At 68.4% G+C, this 23,252-nt stretch carries 29 protein-coding genes and 1 tRNA gene; 7 read left to right on the top strand and 23 right to left on the bottom strand.

Annotated elements, in window-relative coordinates:
- The first annotated feature begins 267 nt into the window (after nucleotides 1-267).
- On the top strand, nucleotides 268-591 hold the full coding sequence (locus HNR01_RS05570; RefSeq protein ID WP_183667045.1) for a response regulator: 324 nt from the start codon (nucleotides 268-270) through the stop codon (nucleotides 589-591).
- 135 nt (nucleotides 592-726) lie between these two features.
- Here the strand turns inward: HNR01_RS05570 and HNR01_RS05565 are convergent, their stop codons facing one another.
- The 8 genes from HNR01_RS05565 to HNR01_RS05530 all read right to left on the bottom strand — a co-directional run bounded on the left by HNR01_RS05565 (nucleotide 727) and on the right by HNR01_RS05530 (nucleotide 4,915).
- A complete protein-coding gene (locus tag HNR01_RS05565; RefSeq protein WP_183667044.1) occupies nucleotides 727-951 on the bottom strand; it encodes a hypothetical protein in 225 nt (74 codons plus the stop codon).
- 131 nt (nucleotides 952-1,082) lie between these two features.
- On the bottom strand, nucleotides 1,083-1,781 hold the full coding sequence (gene rplA, locus HNR01_RS05560) for a 50S ribosomal protein L1 (RefSeq protein WP_183667043.1): 699 nt from the start codon (nucleotides 1,779-1,781) through the stop codon (nucleotides 1,083-1,085).
- A gap of 11 nt (nucleotides 1,782-1,792) precedes the next feature.
- Nucleotides 1,793-2,242, bottom strand: a complete 450-nt coding sequence (rplK, locus tag HNR01_RS05555; protein WP_003597508.1) for a 50S ribosomal protein L11 — start codon at nucleotides 2,240-2,242, stop codon at nucleotides 1,793-1,795.
- A 232-nt stretch (nucleotides 2,243-2,474) separates the two neighbouring features.
- A complete protein-coding gene (gene nusG / locus HNR01_RS05550; RefSeq protein ID WP_003597503.1) occupies nucleotides 2,475-3,008 on the bottom strand; it encodes a transcription termination/antitermination protein NusG in 534 nt (177 codons plus the stop codon).
- 45 nt (nucleotides 3,009-3,053) lie between these two features.
- Nucleotides 3,054-3,356: a preprotein translocase subunit SecE gene (gene secE, locus HNR01_RS05545; protein ID WP_096486781.1), complete on the bottom strand. Its 303-nt coding sequence runs from the start codon at nucleotides 3,354-3,356 to the stop codon at nucleotides 3,054-3,056.
- Between the two features lie 173 nt (nucleotides 3,357-3,529).
- A tRNA-Trp gene (locus HNR01_RS05540) sits at nucleotides 3,530-3,606 on the bottom strand.
- A gap of 80 nt (nucleotides 3,607-3,686) precedes the next feature.
- Nucleotides 3,687-4,262, bottom strand: a complete 576-nt coding sequence (gene thpR, locus HNR01_RS05535) for an RNA 2',3'-cyclic phosphodiesterase (protein ID WP_183667042.1) — start codon at nucleotides 4,260-4,262, stop codon at nucleotides 3,687-3,689.
- Nucleotides 4,263-4,264: 2 nt separating this feature from the next.
- Nucleotides 4,265-4,915 carry an arylesterase gene (locus tag HNR01_RS05530; RefSeq protein ID WP_183667041.1) on the bottom strand — a complete coding sequence of 217 codons (651 nt, stop codon included), beginning with the start codon at nucleotides 4,913-4,915 and terminating at the stop codon, nucleotides 4,265-4,267.
- 201 nt (nucleotides 4,916-5,116) lie between these two features.
- On the opposite strand from HNR01_RS05530, the gene HNR01_RS05525 reads away from it, so the two are divergent.
- Nucleotides 5,117-5,800: an ABC transporter ATP-binding protein gene (locus tag HNR01_RS05525; RefSeq protein ID WP_017484168.1), complete on the top strand. Its 684-nt coding sequence runs from the start codon at nucleotides 5,117-5,119 to the stop codon at nucleotides 5,798-5,800.
- Between the two features lie 200 nt (nucleotides 5,801-6,000).
- Here HNR01_RS05525 and HNR01_RS05520 read toward each other — a convergent pair whose 3' ends face one another.
- From HNR01_RS05520 to HNR01_RS05490, 7 genes are all read right to left on the bottom strand, one after another.
- Entirely contained in the window at nucleotides 6,001-6,198 is a 198-nt protein-coding gene (locus tag HNR01_RS05520; protein ID WP_017484169.1) for a hypothetical protein, read from the bottom strand.
- A 158-nt stretch (nucleotides 6,199-6,356) separates the two neighbouring features.
- Complete coding sequence (locus tag HNR01_RS05515) at nucleotides 6,357-7,028, bottom strand: HAD family hydrolase (RefSeq protein WP_183667040.1); 672 nt, start codon at nucleotides 7,026-7,028, stop codon at nucleotides 6,357-6,359.
- A 12-nt stretch (nucleotides 7,029-7,040) separates the two neighbouring features.
- Complete coding sequence (locus HNR01_RS05510) at nucleotides 7,041-7,328, bottom strand: hypothetical protein (protein WP_017484171.1); 288 nt, start codon at nucleotides 7,326-7,328, stop codon at nucleotides 7,041-7,043.
- A 220-nt stretch (nucleotides 7,329-7,548) separates the two neighbouring features.
- A complete protein-coding gene (locus HNR01_RS05505) occupies nucleotides 7,549-7,950 on the bottom strand; it encodes a DUF2934 domain-containing protein (RefSeq protein WP_183667039.1) in 402 nt (133 codons plus the stop codon).
- A gap of 62 nt (nucleotides 7,951-8,012) precedes the next feature.
- The gene (locus HNR01_RS05500; RefSeq protein WP_017484173.1) at nucleotides 8,013-8,285 is read right to left on the bottom strand and encodes a hypothetical protein; all 273 of its coding nucleotides are present in this window, start codon (nucleotides 8,283-8,285) and stop codon (nucleotides 8,013-8,015) included.
- A 183-nt stretch (nucleotides 8,286-8,468) separates the two neighbouring features.
- Entirely contained in the window at nucleotides 8,469-8,873 is a 405-nt protein-coding gene (locus HNR01_RS05495; RefSeq protein ID WP_017484174.1) for a hypothetical protein, read from the bottom strand.
- 658 nt (nucleotides 8,874-9,531) lie between these two features.
- Complete coding sequence (locus HNR01_RS05490) at nucleotides 9,532-10,398, bottom strand: outer membrane protein (RefSeq protein ID WP_153874403.1); 867 nt, start codon at nucleotides 10,396-10,398, stop codon at nucleotides 9,532-9,534.
- A gap of 349 nt (nucleotides 10,399-10,747) precedes the next feature.
- On the opposite strand from HNR01_RS05490, the gene HNR01_RS05485 reads away from it, so the two are divergent.
- From HNR01_RS05485 to HNR01_RS05475, 3 genes are all read left to right on the top strand, one after another.
- Nucleotides 10,748-10,963 carry a hypothetical protein gene (locus HNR01_RS05485; RefSeq protein ID WP_183667038.1) on the top strand — a complete coding sequence of 72 codons (216 nt, stop codon included), beginning with the start codon at nucleotides 10,748-10,750 and terminating at the stop codon, nucleotides 10,961-10,963.
- A gap of 307 nt (nucleotides 10,964-11,270) precedes the next feature.
- Nucleotides 11,271-12,776, top strand: coding sequence for a DEAD/DEAH box helicase (locus HNR01_RS05480; protein WP_017484178.1), 1,506 nt, complete (start codon nucleotides 11,271-11,273; stop codon nucleotides 12,774-12,776).
- Nucleotides 12,777-12,985: 209 nt separating this feature from the next.
- Complete coding sequence (locus HNR01_RS05475; protein WP_153874406.1) at nucleotides 12,986-14,050, top strand: GGDEF domain-containing protein; 1,065 nt, start codon at nucleotides 12,986-12,988, stop codon at nucleotides 14,048-14,050.
- 30 nt (nucleotides 14,051-14,080) lie between these two features.
- Here the strand turns inward: HNR01_RS05475 and HNR01_RS05470 are convergent, their stop codons facing one another.
- Nucleotides 14,081-14,461, bottom strand: a complete 381-nt coding sequence (locus HNR01_RS05470) for a HesB/IscA family protein (protein ID WP_017484180.1) — start codon at nucleotides 14,459-14,461, stop codon at nucleotides 14,081-14,083.
- Between the two features lie 156 nt (nucleotides 14,462-14,617).
- Here HNR01_RS05470 and HNR01_RS05465 point away from each other — a divergent pair, with 156 nt between their 5' ends.
- Nucleotides 14,618-15,223 carry a Uma2 family endonuclease gene (locus HNR01_RS05465; protein WP_183667037.1) on the top strand — a complete coding sequence of 202 codons (606 nt, stop codon included), beginning with the start codon at nucleotides 14,618-14,620 and terminating at the stop codon, nucleotides 15,221-15,223.
- A gap of 213 nt (nucleotides 15,224-15,436) precedes the next feature.
- On the opposite strand, the gene HNR01_RS05460 is transcribed toward HNR01_RS05465, so the two are convergent.
- From HNR01_RS05460 to HNR01_RS05430, 7 genes are all read right to left on the bottom strand, one after another.
- Nucleotides 15,437-15,820, bottom strand: a complete 384-nt coding sequence (locus HNR01_RS05460) for an SUF system Fe-S cluster assembly protein (protein ID WP_026105470.1) — start codon at nucleotides 15,818-15,820, stop codon at nucleotides 15,437-15,439.
- 55 nt (nucleotides 15,821-15,875) lie between these two features.
- Nucleotides 15,876-17,120, bottom strand: a complete 1,245-nt coding sequence (locus HNR01_RS05455; protein WP_026105471.1) for a cysteine desulfurase — start codon at nucleotides 17,118-17,120, stop codon at nucleotides 15,876-15,878.
- 107 nt (nucleotides 17,121-17,227) lie between these two features.
- The gene (locus tag HNR01_RS05450) at nucleotides 17,228-18,550 is read right to left on the bottom strand and encodes a SufB/SufD family protein (RefSeq protein WP_153874411.1); all 1,323 of its coding nucleotides are present in this window, start codon (nucleotides 18,548-18,550) and stop codon (nucleotides 17,228-17,230) included.
- Entirely contained in the window at nucleotides 18,550-19,302 is a 753-nt protein-coding gene (sufC, locus tag HNR01_RS05445; protein ID WP_012456163.1) for a Fe-S cluster assembly ATPase SufC, read from the bottom strand. The genes HNR01_RS05450 and sufC overlap by 1 nt, the downstream gene beginning before the upstream one ends.
- Before the next feature lie 15 nt (nucleotides 19,303-19,317).
- Nucleotides 19,318-19,557, bottom strand: coding sequence for a cytoplasmic protein (locus HNR01_RS05440; protein ID WP_183667036.1), 240 nt, complete (start codon nucleotides 19,555-19,557; stop codon nucleotides 19,318-19,320).
- 17 nt (nucleotides 19,558-19,574) lie between these two features.
- Nucleotides 19,575-21,044, bottom strand: a complete 1,470-nt coding sequence (sufB, locus tag HNR01_RS05435; protein ID WP_026105472.1) for a Fe-S cluster assembly protein SufB — start codon at nucleotides 21,042-21,044, stop codon at nucleotides 19,575-19,577.
- A 94-nt stretch (nucleotides 21,045-21,138) separates the two neighbouring features.
- On the bottom strand, nucleotides 21,139-22,311 hold the full coding sequence (locus tag HNR01_RS05430) for a cysteine desulfurase family protein (protein WP_183667035.1): 1,173 nt from the start codon (nucleotides 22,309-22,311) through the stop codon (nucleotides 21,139-21,141).
- 259 nt (nucleotides 22,312-22,570) lie between these two features.
- Between HNR01_RS05430 and HNR01_RS05425 the strand changes: the two genes are divergently transcribed.
- Nucleotides 22,571-23,227 (top strand): alpha/beta hydrolase, encoded by a 657-nt coding sequence (locus tag HNR01_RS05425; protein ID WP_017484188.1) that lies wholly within the window; start codon nucleotides 22,571-22,573, stop codon nucleotides 23,225-23,227.
- The last annotated feature ends 25 nt before the right edge of the window (nucleotides 23,228-23,252 follow it).

Genomic DNA, 23,252 nt, shown 5'->3' with positions numbered 1-23,252 from the left:
GGCATCGCCCTCTCCGAAAACGTCGCGCCGCAGGATCGCTTCCGCCTCGCCTCGGGATGCCGGCGACCGGCCAAACGAAAGGCGATCCGATCGCGCGCACGGAGCGTCGGGTGCCGCACGGATCGAGGATTTGTGATTTATGTAAATTTAAGCACTTGCGTCAATCGATATCAAACCGAGTCTAGGTGATGAGGAAACTTAGCCTTGGAAGAGCATCAACAATTGTTAGACACTAGAGTTCTCATCGTTGAAGATGAATATCTCATCATGGACGAACTCAAGCGCATTGTCGAAGCTGCTGGCGGTATCGTAGTGGGTGCGCACGGCAACCTCGACGATGATGTCTTCGAGCGCTCCGCGATCAGCTCGGACATCGCCATTATCGACATCAACATCCGGGGAAAGATGAGCTATCCGCTTGCCGATGTTCTGCGCGAGCGTGGCGTCCCCTTCATATTCGCAACCGGCTACGATTTCGACGGTATACCGGAGAAATTCGCGCTCGTGTCGAGGATTCAAAAACCGTTCGATGCACAAGAACTTGTGAACGTTTTGGCCGACACGCGCGCAAAGGCATCACGTGCCGGATGAGCCGGAATCAGCCCTCGGCCTCCGAGGGCTACTTCTTCGCGATCGGCTTCAACGCCGCTTCGGAGTCGGCCTCGCTCCCGCTCGCGCCAGCCTCACGCGCCGCCTCGACGAAGCGGCGCTTGCGCCCCTCGGATGTCAGCCTGACGCTTGCTCGAGCTCTTTTAGAAGCCGGTCTCGGTCGGCGACACACGTGGCCTGCGTCGCCTCGAAGGTGCGCAGCACCTCTCGCGCCAGCGCACCATCGCGGCCGGCCGCTTCCGTCTCGGCAACGATTTCTCGCTGCCGGTTGAGGTGACGCTCGCCTTGAACAACGTGCCGTTCGGCCAAGGCAAGCAGTTCAAGCAGGACAGTGCGATCCATACAGATCTTTGAATTGGATTGAAGTCGCTGCCGTCGCTGAGTGTTCTGTATGCGCGAACGGTCTAATCGCCAAACAAAAAACGCCCGGCCTTTCGGCCGGGCGCTTCCCGAAAAGTCCCTGCGGACCTGTCTTACGCGGTGAGCACCGTGGAGGGCTCGACCTTCACGCCCGGGCCCATCGTCGAGGTGACGGCGATGCGCTGGATGTAGGTGCCCTTGGCGCCGGCGGGCTTCGCCTTGGCGACCGCGTCGGCGAAGGCCTTGATGTTCTCGACGAGCTTCTGCTCGTCGAAGGACACCTTGCCGACGCCGGCGTGCACGATGCCGGCCTTCTCGACGCGGAATTCGACCGCGCCGCCCTTGGCGGCGGCGACCGCGCCCTTCACGTCCATGGTGACGGTGCCGACCTTCGGGTTCGGCATCAGGCCGCGCGGGCCCAGCACCTTACCGAGACGGCCGACCAGCGGCATCAGGTCCGGGGTCGCGATGCAGCGATCGAACTCGATCTTGCCGCCCTGGACGATCTCGAGGAGATCCTCGGCACCGACGATGTCGGCACCCGCCGCCTTGGCGTCGTCCGCCTTGGCGCCGCGGGCGAAGACCGCCACGCGGACCGTACGGCCGGAGCCGTTCGGCAGGTTGCAGACGCCGCGGACCATCTGGTCGGCGTGGCGCGGATCGACGCCGAGATTCATCGAGATCTCGACGGTCTCGTCGAACTTGGCCGAAGCCTTCGACTTCACCAGCTTGATCGCCTCGTCGATGGCGTAGAGCTTCATCGGCTCCAGACCCTCGCGGGCAGCGCGGATGCGCTTTCCTTCGCGTGCCATATCGCCCTCCCTTACGCGACGACTTCGAGGCCCATGGCTCTTGCGGAGCCACGGATCATCGCGACCGCCGCATCGACGGAGTCGCAGTTCAGGTCGGGCATCTTCTTCTCGGCGATCTCGCGAAGCTGGGCTTCGGTGATCTTGCCGACGGTCGGGCCCTTGCCCGGGGTCTTGGAGCCGGAGGCCGGCTTCTTGCCGATCTTCAGGCCCACCGCCTTCTTCAGGAAGAAGGTGACCGGGGGCTGCTTCATCTCGAAGGTGAAGGAGCGGTCCTGATACGCGGTGATGATCACCGGGATCGGGGTGCCCTTCTCCATCTGCGCGGTCTTCGCGTTGAAGGCCTTGCAGAATTCCATGATGTTGAGGCCGCGCTGACCGAGCGCGGGGCCGATCGGCGGCGACGGGTTGGCGGCGCCGGCCGGGACCTGAAGCTTCACGTAGCCCGTGATCTTCTTCGCCATGGGACTGCTCCCAAATATTGCGCGTCGCCGGGCTGCCGAGGCACGGACGGACGGGCGGTTGCAGGTCGCGGTGCGATCCGTGGATCCCGGAGGCGAAGCCGGGCGGATCTCCCGCGGGTTGTGGCGACGCTCTCAGCGAAGCGCCGCCGTTTCCGGGCCGCGGCAGGGCCGCCGGCCGGGAAAATCGGCGATCGGTCAGGTCAGAGCCGACCGATCGCGAAATGCGAAAAAATCAGACCTTCTCGACCTGACCGTATTCCAGCTCGACCGGGGTGGCGCGGCCGAAGATCGACACGGCCACCTTGAGGCGCGAGCGGGCATCGTCGATTTCCTCGACGGTGCCGTTGAAGGAGGCGAAGGGCCCGTCGGAGACGCGCACCGTCTCGCCGATCTCGAAGGAGACCGTGTGCTTCGGGCGGTCGACGCCCTCCTGCACCTGTCCCTTGATGCGCTCGGCCTCGGCGTCCGGAATCGGCACCGGCTTGGCCTTGTCGGCACCGAGGAAGCCGGTGACCTTCGGGGTGTTCTTGATGAGGTGATAGACCTCGTCGGTGAGGTCGCACTTCACCAGCACGTAGCCGGGGAAGAACTTGCGCTCGGCATCGACCTTGCGGCCGCGGCGCACCTCGGTGACCTTCTCGGTCGGCACCATGACCTCGTCGAACAGCTCGGTCAGCCCGCGCTGGGCCGCCTGGTCCTTGATGGACTGGGCGACCTTGTTCTCGAAGTTCGAGTAGGCGTGGACGATGTACCAGCGCTTCGACACGGGTCTTCTCAACTCCTCGGCGTCCGGGAACGCCCGAAACGATCGTTAGGCGCCGATGCCCAGGATGAAGCCGACGCCGACGCGCAGCACCTGATCGACGGCGACGAAGAACAGGCTCGCGACCACCACCATGATGAACACCATCATCGTGGTGACGGTGGTCTCCTTGCGGGTCGGCCACGTGACCTTGCGGGCCTCGTCGCGCACCTGGCCCAGGAACTCGGCCGGGCCGACGCGCTTCGGGGCCGGGCGCGCGGGCGGCGTCGCGCGCTGGGGCGGTACGGGCGCCGCGCCGCGATTGGGTCCGCGCGCCGCGTCGGCTTTCTTGGTCGCTTCGTTCGATGCCATGGCGCAACTGAAACCGGACAGGGCTCCGGGAACCGCCGATCGCGGTGCGAGGACGAAGCGTCCCACACCGACGGTATCTGAGGATCTCGGAATGCGCCCGCTCTAGCGCAAGTGATCCGGCTTGTCGATGGGTTCGGAAGAGGGCCGCCGCGAGGAGCAGTTAGGCTGCGCCGTGGCAGGAGTGGAGGGACTCGAACCCCCAACCCCCGGTTTTGGAGACCGGTGCTCTGACCAGTTGAGCTACACTCCTACGGCGCGCGCGGCGCGGCTCGCGTCATGCCGCAACCGGACGCCCAAAGCAAGGGCGGAACGCGGCGGGCTTCCCAGGGCCTACGCGTCCTCCCCCTCCTCCGGCTCGAAATTTCCGCCCAGGAAAGGATAGGCCGCCTCGACGAGGTAGGGGCCGCCGCCCCGCGAGGTGCGGGCGGAGAACAGGGCGGCGCGCCGCGCCGTGAAGGTGAGGCGGGGAAACACGCCGGCCTGCGTGAGGGTGCGCGCCACCGCCTCCGGCCCGGCCTCGCGGTTGAGCCGGGCGAGCGTCACGTGGGGCGTGAACTTGCGCCGCTCCGGCGCGGCGCCGGCCCGGCGGGCGATGCGCTCGTGCTCCTCCTGCAGCTCGATGAGATCCGGACTCGGCACGACGGAGGCGTAGATCGCCCGCGGCCGGTCGCCGCCGAAGCTTGCCAATCCGTCGAGGGTCACGCTGAAGGCCGGACGCGCCCGCGCCTCCGCCAGCCCCGCATCGAGATCGGCGGCGACCACGTCGTCGATCTCGCCGAGGAAGCGCAGGGTGATGTGGTAATCCGACGGCTCGATCCAGCGCGCGCCGGGCAGGCCGCCGCGGAAGAACGACAGCCGCTCGGCGATCTCCGGCGGGATCTCCAGCCCGGTGAACAGGCGCGGCATCGCTACTGTCCCTTCGGCTCCGGCGCCTGCCCGAGGCGGCCGAGGAAGGTCTCGACGGTGGGCAGGATGCCCTCGACCACCCGCTCGACGCCCTTGGCGGTGGGGTGCAGCCCGTCATCCATGGTGTTGGCGCGCTGGCCCGCAACACCGTCGAGGAAGAACGGGTAGAGCACGAGGTCGTGCGCCTTCGCGAGATCGGGATAGATCGCGTCGAACCGGGCGCGGTACTCGGCGCCGAGATTGGGGGCCGCCAGCATGCCGGCGAGCAGCACCGGGATGCCGCGCTCCTTCAGCCGCACGATGATCGTCTCCAGCGCCTTGCGGGTCACCGCCGGATCGGTGCCGCGCAGCATGTCGTTGGCGCCGAGTTCGAGGATCACGCCCTGCGTGCCGTCCGGCACGGACCAATCGAGCCGGTCGAGCCCGCCGGTGCTGGTGTCGCCCGAGACTCCGGCATTGGCGATCTCGACCCGGTAACCCTTGGCCTTCAGCGCCCGCTCCAGCACCGCGGGGAAGGCGGCGTCGGCGGGGAGGCGGTAGCCCGCGGTGAGGCTGTCGCCCAGGGCCACGAGCTTGAGAGTCGGCTGTTCGGCCCGCGCGGCGCCGGGCGGCAGGCCGGCGCCGACGAGCGTGGCTGCGGCGAAGAGGAGCATCAGCGCGGCCCTGCGCCCGGGGCGCTGCCGCCCCACATCGGGTCCGTCCGCCTCGCGCCGGGCGCCCGTGCCTGACATAAGGCGTGACACAAGACTGCCGGATCCGGCTTCCGCCTCGTTCGCGTGGTGCAAGACCGTGTCCTTTCGCTCGAAACAGCCCGCGCGGCTCGCGAGCCCTTAGCCCAGATCGGTCGGTGCCGGATGTCGAACAAGGCCGTCTCCCTGTCGCAGATCGAGCTGAGCCTCGGCCGCGGCCCCGCGCGGGTGCATGTCCTGCGCGGCATCTCGCTCGATGTCGAGCGCGGCGAGGCGGTGGGGCTCGTCGGACCGTCGGGCTCGGGCAAATCGACCCTGCTCACCGTGATGGCGGGGCTGGAGCGGCCCGATTCCGGCCGCGTCACCATCGCCGGCACCGATCTCGGGCCGCTCGACGAGGACGGGCTCGCGCGCTTTCGCGGCCGCAACATCGGCATCGTGTTCCAGGCGTTCCACCTCGTGCCGACCATGACCGCGCAGGAGAACGTGGCGCTGCCCCTCGAACTCGCGGGGGCGCCCGACCCGCACGGGCGGGCGGCGGCGGAACTGGAGGCGGTGGGGCTCGGCCACCGCCTGCGCCACTATCCGGCGCAGCTCTCCGGCGGCGAGCAGCAGCGGGTGGCGATCGCCCGCGCGCTCGCCCCCGACCCGGCGATCCTGGTCGCCGACGAGCCGACCGGCAACCTCGACGAGGCGACGGGGCGGCAGATCGTCGATCTGCTGTTCGGGCTCAAGCGCGACCGCGGCGCGACCCTGGTTCTGGTGACGCACGATCCCGGCCTCGCCCGGCTGTGCGACCGCACCGTGCGCCTGCGCGCCGGGCGGATCGAGGCACCGGCCGCGGCGTGAATCCCGTCTGGTCGATGGCTTCGGGCCTGCCGCTTGGCGGCATCGCGAGCCCCGGTGGAGCGATCAGCCGGATCGGTAAAGGACCGTTGAAAAAAGATGCCTTCCGGTGCCGCGCGAGCGCCGAAAGGCAAAGACGTGTCGGATGTTGAGGCCGTCCGTTCGTGCGCGACCTGAAGCCGCGCCGTCGGACTTGCAAAGACTCAGGCGCTCAGCGGGGCACCGATCCGGGCGCGGAGCTGGGCCCGCAGATTCTGGTTGGCGGCGCTGCGGTCGGCATCGAGCGCCCACATCAGGCGCAGGAGCCGGCTGATCGGCAGCGCCCGGTCCTCGATGGCCTCGGCGACCTGCTGCTGGAGGGATTTCGAAGTCGTCACGAACGTCTCGGCCGTGGTGTGCATGAGTCGCATCCGAACGCGGGCTCGCCCCCCGCGGGGCGCGCTCTTAAACGGTTCCAAATCGCATGGCCATAGGTTTGCCGGCTCGCAGTTAGCGTTTCCTTGGTCGTCGCATATCGCGCCTCACAGCTTTTTGACGCCGGCTCATCTCAGGTGCGGAATCAGGCGAGGGGCGAGCGCGCGTAGCCGTCGAGCAGGTCCTGCGGATCGCGGTAGATCGCGACGCAGCCGGCCGCCGAAAGCTCGGCCTCGGGGAATCCGCCACAGAGGACGCCGATCGTCGAAAGCCCAGCGCGGGCAGCGGCTTGCGCATCGTAGGGCGTATCGCCGACCACCATCACCGCCTCCTTCGGCAAGCCGGGGAGCTTGCCCAGCACCGCCTCGAAGATGTCGGGATGCGGCTTCGAGCGGTCGGCGTCGTCCGAGGTCGTGACCACGTCGACGAGATCGGTGATGCCGAGGATCTTCTGGTAGTTCTCGACCTCGTCCGCCTTGCCGGAGGAAGCGAGCGCGACGGTCTGGCCTGCATCGCGGACATGGCTGAGCAGCGCCTTCACCGCGGGGAACGGCTTGGCCTGCGAAAGGTAGGCCCGCTTGAACAGATCCGAGCGGTAGGTTTCGATCGCCTCGCCCTCGCGGGCCAGCCGCTCCGCGTCCACGAAGACCGGCAGCAACTGGTCGCCGCCCTTGCCGATCTGGCGGCGGACCTCCGCTTCCTTCGTCTCGATCCCGAAATGCGCGAAGGCCTCGACCCAGGCGCGGGCGTGCAGATCGACGCTGTCGAGCAGCGTACCGTCGATATCGAACACGACGGCCTTGATGCGGGTGGACATCCGACGCCGCCGTCAGCGCGGGAAGAGGTGGAGGCCGTCGTCGGGCAAGAGGTTGCGGGCCGGCCCGCCGGTCTGCTGGCCGCGGCCCTGCTGGTAGTAGGGCAGTTCGGGACGGCGATCGTTGCCGCTGCCGGAATCGTATTCCCAGGGTGCGCTCCACGGCGCCTGGCCGCCCACCGCCGGCACGGCGGGACCGGCATAGAACGAATCTCCGGCCCGCATCGGCCCTGCAACGGCGGCGGAGGCGAGCATCGTACCGAGGAGGACGGCCACGGCTCCTCGTCCCATCAGCGCGCGCATCGCTCGTCCTTCCTCGATCCTGGAAGCGCCCCGCCTGCGGAGCGCGAAGGAAAACGGTCGAGCCTCACCGACGTTCCCTGCTTCGACGCTCGCCTCCCGTGCTGGCCTCGTCCCGCCCCGGAGGCCGGCGCCGATCTCGGGAAGGACGCCCTGAAAAGCGAAGCCCGCCATCCCCGGAGGACGGCGGGCTCTCGAGCCGCGTTCCGTTCGGTGGCGCGGCTCAGTGCAGGACGACCGCCTCCGCGCCGGCACGGGGCTTGGTGCGGCCGGCGGCCGGCTTGGCCTTGGGAGCGGCCTTGACCGCCTTGGCGGCGGGCTTCTCGGCGGCTTTGGCAGGAGCCTTGACAGAGGTCTTGGCCTTGACAGATGTCTTGGCCTTGGCGGCGCTGGCGATGCCCGCCAGCACCTCGGCCGGCGCCTTCTCCGCAACCTTCGCGCGGCTGGCGCGGGGCTTGGCGACCTTGGCCGGGGCAGCGCCCGCCTCAGCTTCGACCGCCGCCACGGCCTGCCGCAGCTCGGCCTCGGCCTGCAGCCAGTGGGCCTCGGCCCGGCCGAACACCCGGCCCTCGCCTTCCCAGATATAGTAGGCGCGCTCGCGCACGCTGTTCTCGCACACCACCATGAAGCTCTCCCGGAATCGTCCGTCGTGAGTTCGAACGATGGAAGTTCATGGTTAAGGGCCGGTTAATCGCGTTTCGCAGCGCGGGAGAGGCGGCGGTGGTTCGCCCGCACCTTGCGGCGGTAGCCGGCCACCACCGCCCCGTGGGAGGCGCCGGTGGCGAGCTGCATCGCCGCCTCGCCGGCCGCGAGCACCTTTTCGCTCACCATGCGCTGCGCCTCCGCCTGCGCGGCGGTGCCGCCGGCCGCGAGCTTGGCCATCCGCAGGGCGATCACCGACTGGGCCTCGAAGGCGAGCAGGGTCGTGTCGAGGCCGAGCTTCCACCACGTCGCGAACATCGAAGGAATCCTCTGGTCACCCCACGGCCTCGCTCCGAACGGCCGTCCGAACAGACGGAAGCAAGCCGCGCCTGCCCATGGCCGCGCTCGCGAGCGCCGCAAAGACACGAATCGAGACACGAGATCGAGAGCCCCTGCCCGGCCATCGCCAATGGTCGCGACGGCTGGACAGGGCATCGACCCTCAATCGAAGCTGCGGCCCTTGGCAGCGGAGCCGCCGAGGCTGATCTTGACCTTCTTCGGCTGGGCCGCCTGGGCGCCCCGGCCGCGTCCGACCGGCACCTCGGCCTCCGGCGCCGCCTGTGTCGGCTTCAGCCGGGACTGGCCGTAGATGACCGCGCCGATCTCGCCCACGGCCCGGATCAGGTCTTCGCGCTCGCAAGCGCGGGCGACCTTCAGGCCGAGCTGGTGCATGTGGCTCTTGCCGTAGAGATAGGCCGCGAGCTTGGCCCGGGTCAGGGCCGGAATCGTCTCGAGAATGTAGGGCAGGTCGTACTCGTCGGCGCGATAGACCTCGCCGAGCAGTTCGAGCGAGACCGGGCATTCCGGATCGACGGTCGCGCCGGTGGTCGGGTGGGCCTGGGTCATGGGTCACCTGCTGTCGGTGCAAAGGGCAAGGGAGAGGGTGACGAAAGCGGCGAAGGCATGTCGGAGGCCGGAGCTTCCGCCACGGAGGACGGCATGAACGCCTGCAGGACGGAACGCCCGGCGAGGCATCCGGTGCAGACCGACGCGATCGCGATCCGGGCACGCCGGTCGCTGCGCTCCCAGGCCGATTCCCTGCGTGCGGCTCCAGCGGCGAGGGGGGCGCCCGCCGGCCCGGCCGCCGCGGCCCCGTCGAGCCGGGCCTCCGGGTTCGCGCGGATCCGCAGGTAGAGCGGCTCCTGCGCCCGCACAGCGGGGATCGAACCGCAGAGGATCCCGAGCAGGGCGGCTGCGCGGACCGCGCTCTGCCCCGGATAGGCCGAGGAGCGCACCGAGGCTCTCCACCGCGCGGCGCGTCCTGCCGTACGGGTCGATCTCATGCCGGTTGTCATGCGGATGCGCGGGTCTCGCCGTGGCGGTTGCGGGCGCCGGTCCCCGCATCGGGGCGTCCGGGCCGTCCAGAATCGGCCGGGATGGTCAACAAGACCTTAACCGCAGCCTCCGTCGGAGGCGAGGCATCCAACGCGAAAAAGCCCGGCGCGGGGCCGGGCTCTTTCGGGGAGGCCCGGCGGTCCGGTGGGACCGCCGGGGGATCCGGATCTTAGTACGAGCCGAACTTGTAGTTCAGGCCGGCGCGAACGACGGCGAACTCGGTGTCGCGGACCTGCTGGCCGCCGCTGACCAGCACGACGCCCGGGCTGGCCACGGTGACCGTGCGGCCCTGGTTGTCCACCGCGAAGGCGCCGCGGCCGCCGGCGTTGCGGTCGAGGTTCACGTAGAGACCTTCGACCTTGAGCGTGACGGCCGAGGACTTGAAGAAGTTCAGGAACGAGTCGGTCGGAAGAGCGTACTCGATACCGCCACCCGCGACCCAGCCGGTCTGGAAGTCGTCGCTCGACACGCCGGTGCCGAACTCGCGACCGCCGCCCGAGCCGTAGGCGAAGCCGCCGGTGCCGTACACGAGGGTGCGGTCGAAGGCGTAGCCGAGGCGACCGCGGACGGTGCCGAAGAAGTCGAGGCCGGAGAGGCCGCCCGGGTTGAACACCTGCTGCGCCGCCAGCGGGCTGGTGGTGAGGAAGCGGTTCCGGTTACGGCCGAAATCGGCGTACTGGGCGTCCGCCTCGACACCGATCACGACGCCCGAGCCCGGGGTGAACTGGTAGTTGTAGCCGATCTGGCCACCGCCGACGAAGCCCTCGTTGGACTCGCGGTTGTTGAAGGCCACCACGGCGGTGGTGCCCGGGGGCACGAGGAGGGAGGCCGGGCCGACGCCGATCACGGTCGGGGCGCGGTCGTCCTGGGTGCCGAAGCCGTAGCCGGCGTTGAAACCGGCATAGAAGCCCGTCCAGGTGAAGACCGGCACCGGCTGGAACACCGGCGGCGGGGCGGCGCGGCGCGGCAGGTCGGCGGCCGAGGCGGCGACCGTGGCGGCAACGAGCGCGCTCGAAGCGAGAAGCAGGCTTTTCATCGTGTCGTGTCCTGGTTTGGCGGGAGCCGGTGTTGGTGTGAAGTGGCCCGGGGATCCTCCCCGGTATCCGTCGCCCTCCTGCGATGAAGCGTTCAATGCACCCGAACCCGTCAACGAAAGGTGAAGCTTACCCGGCCGTGAGCGCTTGATCAGACCCGATGTGTCGTTGCGCACATCGATGGCTTGACTTGTCGAAAATCGGCAACAGTCAAATTTTCGGACGAAACCTGCAAAGAATACGGTTAACGACTCGTTGCACCATCATCGCAAGTCTGCGTTAACCCTGTTCGGGCCATCTTCCGCCCGCCGGCGCCCGATTCCGGAGCCGCCCCGACGGATTGCGCTGTTCATGTCCCTCGATTCCGGCTCGCCCCGACCGCGCGGTCCCCTTGCCTGGACGATCAAGATGTCGCTGATCGTCGGCCTCGGCGCCACGGCCCTCGCCCACCACGTCGCCAAACCGGGCTTGCACGTGATCGACCCCGAGGTCACCGGCTCGATCGGAACCAGCGCGCGGACGACGCGTCTCGATCCCTGCACGCTGCGCGGAAACCTCGCGAACTGACGCGTCCTTTCGCGGCAGCGCTCCGGCGGCAGCGCTCCGGCGGCAGCCGGTCCCTCGACGGCACGAAAACGCCGCCGCCGACACGCTCGGGCGGATCGCGGGATGCTTGCGGCACAACCGTACCCGGCCCGTGCGGGAGGCGGCTGCGCGGGCACGGTCGATTGACAAGCAGGCAGAGGGGTCTAAGTGTCGCGCGCGTTCGGACGCGTGACGGCGTACCGCGCACGGCTCTCGCGATCATCCGCCGGCGCGAGTTCTGAGCCCCAGATCGGCCCACTCCACGCGCGCAAATGGTTTCCCACACCCGATGTCTTTCGCCGATCTTGGACTGAGTGACAAGGTACTCCAAGCCGTCTCCGCGGCCGGCTACACCGAGCCGACGCCGATCCAGGCCCAGGCGATCCCGCACGTGCTCGCCCGGCGCGACGTGCTCGGCATCGCCCAAACCGGCACCGGCAAGACCGCCGCCTTCACCCTGCCGATGCTGACCATGCTGGAGACCGGCCGGGCGCGCGCGCGCATGCCGCGCACGCTGATCCTTGAGCCGACCCGCGAACTCGCGGCGCAGGTCGAGGAGAACTTCGAGCGCTACGGCACCAACCACAAGCTCAACGTGGCGCTGATCATCGGCGGCGTCTCCTTCGCCGACCAGGACGCCAAGCTCACCCGCGGCACCGACGTGCTGATCGCGACGCCGGGGCGCCTGCTCGACCATTTCGAGCGCGGCAAGCTCTTGCTCACCGGCGTCGAGCTCCTCGTCATCGACGAGGCCGACCGCATGCTCGACATGGGCTTCATCCCCGACATCGAGCGCATCGTGAAGATGGTGCCGTTCACGCGTCAGACCCTGTTCTTCTCCGCCACCATGCCGCCGGAGATCGAGCGGCTGGCGGACATGTTCCTGCACAACCCGCAGCGGGTCGAGGTGGCGCGGCCCGCCTCCACCGCCACGACCATCGAGCAGCGCCTCGTGGCGACGGGCGCCGAGGGCCATGAGAAGCGCAAGGTGCTGCGCCAGCTCATCCGCTCGGCGAGCGAGCTGCAGAACGGCATCATCTTCTGCAACCGCAAGCGCGACGTCGCCCAGCTCCAGCGCTCGCTGACCAGCCACGGCTTCAACGCGGCGGCTTTGCACGGCGACATGGACCAGCGCGCCCGCATGGCCGCCCTCGACGGCTTCCGCAGCGGCGAGGTTCCGCTGCTCGTGGCCTCCGACGTCGCCGCCCGCGGCCTCGACATCCCGGCGGTGAGCCACGTCTTCAACTTCGACGTGCCGCATCATCCGGAGGACTACGTCCACCGGATCGGCCGCACCGGCCGCGCCGGACGCTCGGGTGCGGCCTTCACCCTGGCGAGCCGGGCCGACGAGCGCTCGCTCTCGGCGATCGAGAGCCTGATCGGCCGGCCGATCGAGTGGCTCGACGGCGATCTCGCCTCCCTGCCCGACGACGCGGAGGGCGACGAGCCGCGCCGTCGCCGCGGCACCCGCCGGGCCAAGGGGAGCGAGAGGGGAGCCGAGAAGGGGAGTGAGCGGCCATCGGAGCGGACATCGGAGCGGTCGAGCGAGAGCCGCTCGCGCGGGGGGCGCCGTGCGGCGTCCGACCGTGGCCGCGGCGAGGAGACCCGTCGCGAGTCGATCCGCGAGCCGGAGCCGGTTTCCCCGGCCCGCGAGCCCGCCCGCAGCGCTCCCGAGCGCTCCCGCTCCGAGCGCCGCCCCCCGCGCCGCGACGAGGACGACGACACGCCGGTCGGCCTCGGCTCGCACGTGCCGGCCTTCCTGCTGAAGCCGACCGGGTTCGGGAAGAGCAAGTAGCCGGCCTCGGTCGGCGACTGCGGCGGGCGCATCCCGGGCCCGCCCGGACCGCTCGCGAGGAAGGCCCGCGGCGCTTCGGTCGCGGGAGCGCCTCGCGGCCGGCCGTTTTGTGAGGCGCTCTTAACGTCCTGGCGAGGTTCTGAGGCGACACTCCGGCGGAGTGGACGATCCGGGCGGCGTGCCCCGTCCGCAGGAGCCTACGTCACCGGATGAGCCACGGCCCCGATCTCGACCGTGATCGCAGTTTCGTGCTCGCGCAGCGCAGCTTCGAGCTGATGCGCGACTACTGCGCCTGCGCCACTCCGCGTGCCTACGCGGTGTGGTACCTCTACGTGTCGGGCACGCAGCCGCTGATGAACGACGCGATCAAGCGGCTCACGACGCAGAACGGCACGCTGACGAGCGCCGACATCGAAGGATTGTACGACACCTATATCGACGGGCGCCGGCTCGCCGTCGAGGTGGACCGGATGAATTCGAGCCTGATCGCCGAAGTCGAGGGCATCATGGAGATGATCGAGGTCTCGATCCGCTCCACCGCCCAGTACGGCGAGTCTCTCCAGGCCCTGTCCCAGGACATCGCCAACACGGCCACGACCCGGACCCGCCTGCGCGAGATCGTCACGACGATCATCGCCAACACCCGCGACGTGACCGCCAACAACCGCACCCTCGAAGCGCGGATGCGCGAGAGCCGCAGCGAGATCGAGGGTCTGCGCGAGACGCTCGAGGCGGCCCGCCTGGAGAGCCTGACCGATGCCCTGACCGGCCTCGGCAACCGCAAGAGCTTCGAGACGGCGCTGCACCGCGCCTGCGACGCGCCGGAGGCCGGGCGCCGGCCGACGAGCCTGATCGTCCTCGACATCGACTACTTCAAGCGCTTCAACGACCTCTACGGCCACCTGACCGGAGATCAGGTGCTGCGCCTCGTCGCCGTCGTCATGCGCGAGCATGTGGAACAGCCGGGCGCGACGCTCGCCCGCTTCGGCGGCGAGGAATTCGGCATCGTCCTGCCGGAGACGGACTTGGCCGAGGCCCGCGCCGTCGCAGAACGGGTGCGCACCAGCGTGACCGGCCGCGAGCTCGTCAAGCGCTCGACGGGAGAATCGCTCGGCAAGGTCACCGTCTCCCTCGGCGTCGCGACCCGCCGCGGGGACGACAATGCCGTCTCGTTGCTGGAGCGGGCGGATGCCTGTCTGTTCGCGGCCAAGCGCGCCGGCCGCAATCGCTCCCTCGACGAGACCGAGGCGGCGGCCCTGCGCGACGTGGCATAGGATCGGACGGGCGGTCCGCCGCCCGCCCCGTCAGGCCGGAGCGCCGGCCGCCAGGAGTTCCGGGTTGGCGGGCGTGATCGCCACCGACTCGCCGCAACCGCAGGCCGAGGTCTGGTTCGGGTTGTTGAACACGAACTGCGACGACAGCTTGGTCGTCTGGAAGTCCATCTCGGTGCCGAGCAGGAACAGCACCGCCTTGGGGTCGATGAACACGGTCACGCCCCGGTCCTCGACCGCGTCCTCGCCGGGTTTGCGCGCCTCGGCATATTCCATCGTGTAGGACATGCCGGCGCAGCCGCCGTTCTTCACGCCGACGCGCAAACCGGCGATCGGCTTGTCCGCATCGGCCATGATCGCCTTCAGCCGATCCGCCGCGCGGTCGGTCAGCGTGATCACCTTGAAACCTGACATCGTGGTCTCTCTCCTGCGGCCGGGTTCAAGGCCCGGGCGGGTGAGTCTTTTCGGGTCATCCAAGAGATAAGCACTCCCGGGGCAGGGGTCCACCGGTGCGCCCGCCGCGCCCGCGGATTGCAGCCGTGCTATGCTGAATCGGTGACGGAGGGTGCGATGGCCGATCCCGCGCGGCGCCTGATGACGCCGGAAGAATTCTTTGCATGGCAGCTCCATCAGGAGGAGCGCTACGAACTCGTTGACGGTCTACCGATTCGTCGCCACCGGATGATGACCGGCAGCAGCACGCAGCACGACCGGGTCTCCGTCAACATCATCGCCTCGCTGCATACGCAGCTACGCGGCTCGGGCTGCCGGCCCATGACGGCGGACATCGCGATCCGAACCGGCATTCACGGCCTGCGACGCCCCGATGTGATGGTCGAGTGTGCCGAACTCGTCCGTGACACCTACGAGGCCCGCGAACCGCGGCTGGTCGTAGAGGTCGCCTCCCCCTCGACGAGCGCCGTCGATCGAACGCGCAAGCTGGAGGAGTACAAACGCCATCCGACCCTGCGCTGCATTCTCCTCGTCGAGACCGTCCTGCCGCAGGTTCTTCTCTATCGCCGCAACGACGAGGGCTGGGCGATCGAGGCGTTCGACGGCCTCGATGCGATCATCGATCTGCCCGAGATCGCCGCGCAGTTGACGCTAGCGGATATCTACGACGGATTGACGTTCGGACCGCGATGGGATCCAGCCGACACTCCGCCGGGGGACTGATACGGCATCCGCTTGATCGCTTCGGGTCTTGCGTCTCTCTGTCATCGCAAGGCGAAGCCGATCCAGGGCGCGACCTTTCCGGACGGTGCGAAGCCCTGGATTGCGAGCGCCTCGCCTCGCGATGACGAGAGGACAAATGAGGCGATCAACCGGAAACCGTCTGCGTCAGGCCGACTCTGCGAAGATCGCTGGACCGGCTGACGCAACCGTTCCTCACCACATGTCGAGCGCGACGCGGGCCTCGTCGGACATCCGGCTCTGATCCCATGGCGGGTCGAACACCATCGTGACCTGGCAAGACTGCACGCCCGGGACCGCCGAGACCGCGTTCTCGACCCAGCCCGGCATCTCGCCGGCCACGGGGCAGCCCGGGGCGGTCAGCGTCATGTCGATCAGCACCCGCCGGTCGTCCTCGATCTGCACCCGGTAGATCAGGCCGAGTTCGTAGATGTCGGCGGGGATCTCCGGATCGTAGACGGTCTTCAGCGCGGCGACGATGTCGTCGGTGAGCCGGTCGATCTCCTCCGCCGGGATCGCGGAGGCCGCCGCGAGGGCGGGGGTGTTGGTGCCGCCGGTGATGGTGGCGTCGGTGCTCATCGGATCACTCCTTCCGGCCGCCGCATCCGACAGCCGAAACTTCTTTCCAGAAAACTCAACTGAACAGCATCTCGGCCTTGGCCAGGGCCTCGGCGAGCACGTCGATCTCGTGGGTCGTATTATACAGGCCGAACGAGGCGCGACAGGTCGAGGTCACGCCGAAGCGGGTCAGAAGCGGCATGGCGCAGTGCGTGCCCGCCCGAACGGCCACGCCCTGGCGGTCGATCACGGTCGCGATGTCGTGGGCATGCGCGCCCTTCACCTCGAAGGCGATGACGCCGCCCTTGTCGCGGGAATTGCCGATCTGGCGGATCGCGTTCATCGCGCCGAGGCGCTCCTGCGCGTAGGCCGTCAGCATCGCCTCGTGCGCGGCGATGTTCTCGCGGCCGAGCTTCATCATGAATTCCAGCGCCGCGCCGAGGCCGACCGCCTCGATGATCGCCGGCGTGCCCGCTTCGAAGCGGTGGGGCGGATCGTTGTAGGTGATCGCGTCCTGGCTCACCGTGCGGATCATCTCGCCGCCGCCCTGATAGGGGGGCAGCCGGTCGAGCCATTCCTTCTTGCCGTAGAGCACGCCGATGCCGGTCGGACCGTAGACCTTGTGACCGGTGAAGACGAAGAAGTCGCAATCGAGCGCCCGCACGTCGACCGGGCGATGCACCGCGCTCTGCGCTCCGTCGAGCAGTACCGGCACGCCGTGTGCGTGGGCGATGCGTACGATCTCTTCCGCCGGCGTCACCGTGCCGAGCACGTTCGACATGTGGGTGATCGCCACCATCTTGGTGCGCGGGCTGAACAGCTTTTCGTAGTCCTCGACCAGGAAGTTGCCGTCGTCGTCCACCGGCGCCCACTTGATGACGGCTCCGCGCCGCTCGCGCAGAAAATGCCAGGGCACGATGTTGGAGTGGTGCTCCATGATCGAGAGGATGATCTCGTCCCCCTCCCCGATCAGGCCCGCCCAGCCCATGGAGGAGGCCACGAGGTTGTAGGCCTCGGTCGCGTTGCGGGTGAAGATGATCTCGTCTGTGGAGGCCGCGTTGAGGAACTGGCGCGTGGTCTCGCGCGCGCCCTCGAACCCTTCGGTCGCGGCGTTGGCCATGTAGTGCAGACCGCGATGGACGTTGGCGTAGCCGGTCTCCATGCAGGAGACCATCGCGTCGATCACCGCCCGCGGCTTCTGCGTCGAGGCGGCGTTGTCGAGATAGACCAGCGGCTTGCCGTAGACCTTTTCCGAGAGGATCGGGAATTGCTTCCGGATCGCCTCGACGTCGTAGGGGGTGGCGGGGACGGGTGCGTTCATGTTCGCGACCTTGGATCCTGTGCTGTCCGGGTCCATCGCCGCCCGCCGGAACAGGTTCGGCGTCACTGAGCTTGGCCGGCTCCCTCAGGGGGAACCGGCCAGAAGGGTCAGCCGCGCGCCGCCAGCCAAGCCTCGATCCCGCCGATCAGCGCGTCGCGGGCGCCCTCGTGCGTGACCGTCTCCACCGCCTCGCCGATGAAGGCCTGGACCAGCAGGCTCTCGGCGGTGGCGCGCGGCAGGCCGCGGGCCATGAGGTAGAACAGCAGGTCCTCGTCCGGCGCGCCGCAGGTGGCACCGTGGCCGCAGGCGACGTCGTCGGCGAAGATCTCCAGTTCCGGCTTGTTCATCATCTGACCGTCGTCGGTCAGGAGCAGACAGTCGGACTTCATCTTGCCGTCGGTCTGCTGCGCGACTTGGCGGACGATGATCTTGCCCTGGAACACGCCTGTGGAATCACCGTCGATCACCGTCTTGAACATCTCGCGGCCGACACCGCCCGTCGCCGCGTGGTCGGCGAGCAGGGTCGAATCCGCGAGCTGGCCGTGACCGAGCAGCGTCGCGCCGTTGACGACCGCGTTGGCGTCCGCGCCCGCGACGTGCAGGTAGATCTGGTGGCGCGAGAGCTTGGCGCCGGTGACGAGGTTGACCGTCTCGAGCTGCGCCCGGGCGTCGAGCCGCACCGAGAGGGTCGAGAGGGCGATGGCTGCATCGCCTTCCCGGTTGAGCCGGGTGTGGCGGAAGGCGGCCTCCTCGCCGATGTGCACGTCCAGCGCATCGTTGGGCTGGTAGGTGAGGCCGGCCGGACCCTCGTGGCTCTCCAGCAGGAAGAACTCCGCCCCGGCCCCCACCTCGACCAGCACGCGGGTCGCGGTCGAGAACGCGGTCGCGCCCGTGCCGACGAAGCGCAGATGCACGGGCGTCCGCGGCTTGGCGCCGGGAGCGACCGAGATCAGCGCGCCGTCCGCCAGGAAGGCGGTGTTGAGCTGGTAGATCGGGTTCTCGCGCACCTGCTCGACGGGGGCGAGCAGCTTCAGGCGGGCATCGCCCTGCGCCAGAGCCTCGTTGAGCGGGGCTACCGTCACGCCCTCGGGGATCCGGTCGAGATCCGACAGGGCCGCCACGAGATGGCCGTTGACGAAGGTGAGGCGCGCGGCCTCGACCTCGGCGAAGCCCTTGACCCCGGCGACGGCGGCCCGGGCCGCGTCCTCGGACGGCGCCTCGGCGGGCGGGGCGGCTTCCGTGATGGCGGCGCGCAGGTCCGTGTACTTGAACGCCTCGACCCGGCGGCTCGGCAGGCCGGTCGCCTCGAAGAAGCGGAATGCCTCCTCGCGGCTGATCGCTTGGTCGCTGGCGAAGGCCTTGCGCGAGGACTCGAACAGCTTCGAGAGGCCGGCCTCGGCGGGGGAGCGGAGATTGGTCACGTCGGCCATTACGCAGCCTCGCTCGTGCGGTACTCGGCATAGCCGGAGGCCTCGAGCTCCAGGGCCAGCTCCTTGCCGCCGGTCTTCACGATCTGGCCCTTCGACATGACGTGCACGGTGTCGGGCACGATGTGGTTGAGGAGCCGCTGGTAGTGGGTGATGACGAGGAACGAGCGCCCCTGCGCGCGCAGCGCGTTCACGCCCTCGGAGACGATGCGCAGCGCGTCGATGTCGAGACCGGAATCGGTCTCGTCGAGGACGCAGAACTTCGGCTGCAGCAGCGCCATCTGGAGGATCTCCATGCGCTTCTTCTCACCGCCGGAGAAGCCGACGTTGAGGGCGCGCTTGAGCATCTCCTTGTTGATCTCGAGCTTGTCGGCCGCCGCGTTCACCGCGCGGATGAAGTCGGGGGTCGAGAGCTCGTCCTCGCCGCGCGCCTTGCGCTGCGCGTTGAGGCAGGCCTTGAGGAAGGTCATGGTGCCCACGCCCGGGATCTCCAGCGGGTACTGGAAGGCGAGGAAGATGCCGGCGGCGGCGCGCTCGTCGGCTGCCATCTCCAGCACGTTCTGCCCGTCGAGCAGGATCTCGCCGTCGAGGACCTCGTAGTCCTCCTTGCCGGCGATGACGTAGGAGAGCGTCGACTTGCCGGACCCGTTCGGGCCCATGATCGCGGCGACCTCGCCGTCGTTCACGGTGAGGTTCAGGCCGTTGAGGATGCGGTTGTCCTCGATCTGCACGACGAGGTTTTTGATCTCAAGCATGTTCGTCCAAGTCCTTCAAAACCATTCCTGATGCATCGCTTGCAGGAAGGCGGCGCTCTGAACCGGATATCCGGACATTTCACCGATCCCTGCGTCGACGCCGCACCGGGGGCACAGAGCGGTCGCGTTCCTATCGACCCACTCCGCGATCTCGTCCGGCGCGAAGATTTCCAGGCAATAGAAGCCGCCACAGCGCGGGCTGCTTCTCACCTCGTCGGCGTGCCGCGCGCTGTGCCGGTGGGCGGCGCGCGGCACGTCTGCGTCGAAGGTCGTCAGCCCACCGAGCCCTCGAGGCTGATCGAGATCAGCTTCTGGGCTTCCACCGCGAACTCCATCGGCAGCTGCTGCAGCACGTCGCGGACGAAGCCGTTGACGATCAGCGCCGTCGCCTCCTCCTCGGAGAGACCGCGCTGCTGGCAGTAGAACTTCTGGTCCTCGGAAATCTTCGAGGTGGTGGCCTCGTGCTCGAACACCGCGCTCGCGTTCTTCGACTCGATGTAGGGCACGGTGTGCGCCCCGCACTGATCGCCGATCAGCAAGCTGTCGCAGTTGGTGAAGTTGCGCGCGCCCTTGGCCTTCTTGTGGGCCGAGACGAGACCCCGGTAGGTGTTCTGCGAGCGGCCCGCGGAAATCCCCTTCGAGATGATCCGGCTGGTCGTGTTCTTGCCGAGATGGATCATCTTGGTGCCGGAATCGACCTGCTGCATGCCGTTCGACACCGCGATCGAGTAGAACTCGCCACGGGAATCGTCGCCGCGCAGGATGCAGGACGGATACTTCCAGGTGATCGCCGAGCCGGTCTCGACCTGCGTCCACGAAATCTTCGAGCGGGCGCCGCGGCAATCGCCGCGCTTGGTCACGAAGTTGTAGATGCCGCCCTTCCCCTCGTTGTCGCCGGGATACCAGTTTTGGACGGTCGAGTACTTGATCTCGGCATCCTCCAGGGCGACGAGCTCGACCACCGCAGCGTGGAGCTGGTTGTCGTCGCGCTTCGGCGCGGTGCAGCCCTCGAGATAGGAGACGTAGGACCCCTTGTCGGCGATGATCAAGGTGCGCTCGAACTGCCCCGTATCGCGCTCGTTGATGCGGAAGTAGGTCGACAGCTCCATCGGGCAGCGCACGCCCGGCGGGATGTAGACGAACGAGCCGTCGGAGAAGACGGCCGAGTTGAGCGTCGCGAAGAAGTTGTCGGTCACCGGCACGACCGAGCCGAGATACTGCCTCACGAGGTCCGGGTACTCGCGGATCGCCTCTGAGATCGGCATGAAGATCACGCCGGCCTTCTCCAGCTCCTTCCGGAAGGTGGTGGCCACCGAAACCGAGTCGAACACCGCATCGACCGCGACGCGGCGCTCGGGGGCGATGCCCTCCAGCGCCTCGACCTCGCGCAGCGGGATGCCGAGCTTCTCGTAGGTCTTCAGGATCTCGGGATCGATCTCGTCGAGCGATTCAGGGCCCTTACGCTTGGGCGCGGCGTAGTAGTAGATGTCGTTATAGTCGACCTTGTCGTAGGCGACGCGGGCCCATTCCGGCTCCTTCATGGTGAGCCAGCGCTTGTAGGCGTCGAGGCGCCATTCGAGCATCCATTCCGGCTCGTTCTTCTTGGCCGAGATGAAGCGGATCACGTCCTCGGAGAGGCCCTTCTCGGACTTCTCCATCTCGATCACGGTCTCGAAACCGTACTTGTACTGATCGATATCGATCGAACGGACCCGATCGATGGTCTCCTGCACTGCAGGCATTCAGCGTCTCCTGACCTACTCCGGCTTCAAGGACCGGGGGTTTCCAACGACACGGCGGGCGTTCCGCCGAAAAAATGGCTTGGGCGGGCGGCGCTCAGGCTGCCTGCCCTCGCCGCTGATATAGGGACGAAACGACCCGTTCGAACCCCGTCGCGAAGCGTGACAGGTCATCCGCGCACGAATTCCAGCCGAAGCTGACGCGCAGCGCCCCCGCAGCGAGCGCAGGGCTCACGCCCATCGCCGCGAGCACGGGGGAGCGGGCCACCTTGCCCGAGGCGCAGGCCGAGCCCGACGAGACGGACAGGCCGGCGAGATCGAGGGCGATCAGCGCCGTGGAGGCTTCGAGGCCCGGCACGGCGAAGCTCGACGTGTTGGGCAGGCGCGGCGCGCCCTCGCCGAACACCACCAGGTCCGGAGCGAGCAACCGCAGGCGCGCTTCGAGGAGGTCGCGCAACCCTGCGAGCCGCACCGCCTCGACCTCCAGGGCGCTCTGAGCGATCGCCGCAGCCTCGCCCATGCCGACGATCCCTGAGACATTCTCGGTGCCGCAGCGCAGGCGCGCCTCCTGGCCGCCGCCGCGCAGGAGGGCCGTCTCCAGGCTCACGCCCTCGGCCAGCACCATCGCGCCGACCCCCTTCGGCGCGGCGAACTTGTGGCCGGAGAGCGTCAGAGCGTCGAGGCCGAGGGCGGAAAAGTCGAGCGGGATCTTCCCGATCGCCTGGACCGCGTCGCTGTGGACCAGGACCCGTCCGTGGGCGCGGGCGAGCCGCACGACCTCGGCCAGCGGCTGCACCACGCCGGTCTCGTTGTTGGCCGCGTGGACCGAGATCAGCACGGTCTCGTCCCGGCAGGCGTCGAGCCGGGCCGCGAGGCTGTCGAGCCTGAGCAGACCGGCCGCGTCCACCGGCAGCACCTCGACCGCTTCCGGCGCGAAGCGGTGACCCGCCGTGACGCAGGAATGCTCGGTGGCCGAGATCATCAGCCGGGTCGGGGCAGGCAGGCCGGTCTTCCGCAGCGCGCCGGAGAGCACGGCATTGGCGGCTTCCGTGCCGCCGCTGGTGAAGGTGACGCGCTCAGCATTCGCGCCGAGCAGGGCGGCGAGCCGCGCCCGCGCCGTCTGCAGCGCGTGGCGCGCCGCGCGGCCCTCCTGATGGATCGAGGACGGGTTGCCCGGCAGCGTGAGCGCGCGCGCGACCGCCGCCGCGACTTCCGGACGCACCGGAGATGTCGCGTTGTGATCGAGATAGCTGCGCCCGCCTGACGTCATCCTGCCGTTTCGCTCCGTATCATCCTGCCAATCCTGATTTTCTTGATTTCGCCCCCCTCCCCCGTGCTAAGCCGCGCGAAACGCGCCCTTGCATCGCAGGTCGAAGCCCGACGAACAGTTTAGAATAGTTCTAATCGCCTAGAATTATTCTAAGAGCGCTTGTAGGTGGCGCGCGCAACGAGTCAAGCCGTGACCGGTTCGCCTCCCCCTGCCTTCGCGGGGGCATCGGGGGCGAGGGCCGGATCATCTCGAGGACATCATGCCCGAAGTCATTTTCTCCGGCCCCGCCGGCCGCCTGGAAGGCCGCTACCAGGCTCCCAAGAAGAAGGGGGCGCCGATCGCGATCGTGCTGCACCCGCACCCCCAGTTCGGGGGCACGATGAACAATCAGATTGTGTACAATCTTTTCTACACCTTCGCTAATCGCGGATTCGCAGCCCTGCGTTTCAATTTCCGCGGGGTCGGCCGCAGCCAGGGCGCGTTCGATCACGGTTCGGGCGAGCTCTCGGACGCGGCCGCCGCCCTCGACTGGGTGCAGTCGGTCAACCCGGAGGCGAAATCCTGCTGGATCGCGGGCGTGTCGTTCGGCTCGTGGATCGGGATGCAGCTGCTGATGCGCCGTCCGGAGATCGAGGGCTTCATCTCGATCGCCGCGATGGCCAACCGCTACGACTTCACCTTCCTGGCCCCCTGCCCTTCCTCCGGCCTTTTCGTGCACGGCTCGGAGGACCGGGTGGCGCCGGCCCGCGAGGTGATCCCGGTGATCGAGAAGGTGAAGACGCAGAAGGGCGTCATCATCGAGCACCAGATGGTCGAGGGCGCCAACCACTTCTTCGACGGCAAGGTCGACGAGCTGACCCAGACCGTCGACACCTATCTCGACAAGCGCCTCGGGGCGAAGACCGAGGCGGCGTGACAGGCATCGGCCCGCTGGCTCGACC

Origin of the sequence: Methylorubrum rhodesianum (assembly GCF_014199985.1) — a bacterium.
Classification (GTDB): domain Bacteria; phylum Pseudomonadota; class Alphaproteobacteria; order Rhizobiales; family Beijerinckiaceae; genus Methylobacterium; species Methylobacterium rhodesianum.
Note: the sequence above shows the minus strand (reverse complement) of the source record. Positions and strands in the feature narration are given on the sequence as shown.